Origin of the sequence: Pseudomonas edaphica (assembly GCF_005863185.1) — a bacterium.
In the GTDB taxonomy this organism is placed as follows: Bacteria; Pseudomonadota; Gammaproteobacteria; order Pseudomonadales; family Pseudomonadaceae; genus Aquipseudomonas; species Aquipseudomonas edaphica.
In genome coordinates this window covers 1-3,042 of sequence record NZ_VBVZ01000695.1, presented here as the reverse complement: position 1 = coordinate 3,042, position 3,042 = coordinate 1, and the positions used below count along the sequence as shown (strand labels likewise).

Sequence of the window (3,042 nt, the reverse complement as noted above, 5' to 3'; positions counted from 1 at the left end):
CGCCTGGATCGCGCACGTAATCGAGCAGGTCGTTGCTCTCGTTGTAGTGAATACCCAGGCTTTGCTCCTGAATAAACGCGTTGTAGCAAACCGCGTCCAATTGCAGGCACGCCGCCAGGGCAATCGGACCCAGCGGGCAGTGCAGGGCCAGGGCCACGTCGTAGGCTTCGGCCATGTTGGCGATCTTGCGGGTTTCGGTGATGCCGCCAGCGTGGGACGCGTCCGGTTGGATGATGTCGACATAACCTTCGCTGAGCACACGCTTGAAGTCCCAACGGGAAAACAGCCGCTCGCCCAGGGCAATCGGCGTACTGGTCAACGGCGCCAGTTCCTTGAGCGCTTCGTAGTTTTCGCTGAGCACCGGCTCTTCGATAAACATCAGCTTGTACGGGTCCAGCTCTTTCATCAGCACCTTGGCCATGGGCTTGTGCACGCGGCCATGGAAGTCGACGCCGATGCCGACGTTAGGCCCGACCGCATCGCGCACGGCGGCAACGTTGGCCAATGCCAGGTCGACTTTCTCGAAGCTGTCGACGAACTGCAATTCTTCGGTGCCATTCATTTTCACGGCGGTGAAGCCACGGGCCACGGCCTCTTTGGCGGCACGGGCGGTGTCGGCGGGGCGGTCGCCGCCGATCCAGGAATACACGCGGATCTTGTCACGCACCTGGCCACCCAACAGGTCGCTGACCGACACGCCGAGCGCCTTGCCCTTGATGTCCCACAGCGCCTGGTCGATACCGGCGAGGGCGCTCATGTGCACCGCGCCGCCACGGTAAAAGCCACCGCGATAGAGCACGGTCCAGATATCTTCGATATTGCGTGGGTCTTTGCCGATCAAATAGTCGGAAAGTTCTTCAACGGCGGCGGCCACGGTGTGGGCGCGGCCCTCCACCACAGGCTCACCCCAACCGGTCACGCCCTGGTCGGTCTCGACCTTGAGGAAGCACCAGCGCGGCGGGACGATAAAGGTGGTCAGTTTGGTGATTTTCATCTTCTTATCTCTCTTATCGATGCAGCGCCAGGGGCGCAAACCTTGAGTTCAGTTAAGCGCGTTCCAGGCCGCGACATAGGCCTGGGCATTGCTCGCCACTTGGTCCACCGACATGCCCGGTTTGAACAACCCGGAACCCAGGCCAAAGCCCTTGGCGCCAGCGTCGAAATACACCTGCATGTTGCCTGGGGTCACGCCGCCCACCGGCAGCAGTAAGGTACCGGTCGGCAATACCGCCAGCCACGCCTTGATCACCGCCGGGCCCATTTGCTCGGCCGGGAACAGCTTCAAAACATCCGCGCCTTCGGCCAGAGCGGCGAAGGCTTCGGTCGGCGTCGCCACACCCGGCGACAGGAACAGCCCCGCCGCTTTGGCGGCACGCAATACCTTGGCATCGCTGTGGGGCATGACGATGACTTGGCCGCCGGCGGCTTTGACCTGCTCGACCTGTTCCGGGGTCAACACGGTGCCCGCGCCGATCAGGCAATCGGCGGGCAAGGTGTCGCGCAGGGTGCGGATGCTGGTGTAAGGGTCCGGCGAATTCAGTGGCACTTCGATCACGCGAAAACCGGCCTCATAGAGCACCTGGCCGACCGCCTGCGCTTCATCCGGGCGCACGCCGCGCAAGATTGCGATCAAACCGTTGTGTGCGAGTGCTTGCTTGAGCATGTCAGGCCTCCTGTACAGGTTGAGTGAGCCCAGCAGCGACGGCCAACTGCCACAGACCGCGCGCGGTGGCTTCCTGCGCGAGGCTGACGTGGACGAAGCCGCAGAGGGCAAGGGCGCGTTGGTAGCGGGCGCAGAGGTCGGCAGCGCCGACCAGGACGATAGGCTTGTGTTTGGCCTGCTGCGGCAAACCGGCGAGTTCGTGGCCGATCAGCAGGCCGGACAGATAATCGGGCTGCTCGTCTGGCGCCAGTTCGCCGGTCAACCCCAGGGTACGAGCGCTGAACAAGGTCGACAGCACGCCGCGCTGGCCGTCGTTTGACAGCGCCACGTGGACGCCACGATCAAACGCCGCGACCTGGAATTTTTCGGATTGTTGCTGGGTACGCCCGAGAATGCTGTGCTTACTGAGTACCGCAAACAGCTCGCCGGTCATGAACGTGTCGAAGTGGGTGATGCAGCCTTCAACCACCTCGACCCATTTGGAATGGCTGCCCGGCAGGCCGATCAACACGTCGGCGCCCAGGCCTTGCAGCACACCCAGCACCTGGGTTTCTTCGCCACGCATCACATTGGGCAAGCCGACCCGCTCGATCACACCCGGCACAATATGCACCTGCACCCCGCGCAGGCTGCGCACCGGGTGCAAGGCCTGGCCGAGGCTGGCGACGTCGACGGGCGTTTGCCGATAGGCCGCTTCGCTCCAGCCTTGGGCGCTGCCGACCATGCCGCAGGCAATCACCGGCAGGCCGGGCTGCGCGTCGAGCCAGTCGCCGCAGGCCGCATCGAACGCCAACTCAAAGCCGTCACTGCACAGCACGCCAGCAATGACCCGGGGTTCGCTGGGCAGGTGCATGATGCCGAACGCCCACGCGCGCTGTTCGAGCACACAGCCAGCCGGGCCGAGTTTGTAAGCACGAAGGGAGCTGGTCCCCCAGTCGAGCGCGATCAATTGCGCCTGCATCGCTTCACCTGAAATGAGTGGGTGCTGAAAAAGCTGATGGGCGAATATAAACCTACGGCTGGCAATATCTCAATATATAAATATCAGTCCCATATATTGGGAGACCATAATAAAAAATCCCATCGCCTTTGCTCAGGGTGATGGGATCAGGTGCAGCAGTGGTTAAAAAATAGACAGGTTCAGCTCACGCATCGCGCCCATCCAGATCGCGTAATCGGTGTGATCTTTCAGGTCATCACCGGTATCCGGGTGCAGGAACACCACCAACCCATCGCGATGCAGCGCCAGCCAGGGCAACACCACGCCGATGTATTCCGGCTCGAATGCCAGCTGGCAGCTCCAGTCCGGGTGGGGGCCGACCGGCTTTTCGTGTACACGGCCCATGCTCAGCGGGAACAGCTTGGCTGCGTCCTCGCAG

4 protein-coding genes are annotated in these 3,042 nt (G+C 62.4%); all 4 read right to left on the bottom strand.

Translation table 11 applies throughout. The features are described from left to right. On the bottom strand, window positions 1-994 hold a 994-nt coding region (gene dgoD, locus FEM54_RS29140), incomplete at its 3' end, for a galactonate dehydratase (RefSeq protein WP_138453914.1). Between the two features lie 48 nt (window positions 995-1,042). Next, window positions 1,043-1,663 carry a 2-dehydro-3-deoxy-6-phosphogalactonate aldolase gene (locus FEM54_RS29135; RefSeq protein WP_017137928.1) on the bottom strand — a complete coding sequence of 207 codons (621 nt, stop codon included), beginning with the start codon at window positions 1,661-1,663 and terminating at the stop codon, window positions 1,043-1,045. Between the two features lies 1 nt (window position 1,664). After that, the gene (locus tag FEM54_RS29130; protein WP_138453913.1) at window positions 1,665-2,624 is read right to left on the bottom strand and encodes a 2-dehydro-3-deoxygalactonokinase; all 960 of its coding nucleotides are present in this window, start codon (window positions 2,622-2,624) and stop codon (window positions 1,665-1,667) included. Between the two features lie 162 nt (window positions 2,625-2,786). Beyond that, the coding region (locus FEM54_RS29125) for a DOPA 4,5-dioxygenase family protein (protein ID WP_138453912.1) at window positions 2,787-3,042 on the bottom strand (256 nt) is incomplete at its 5' end.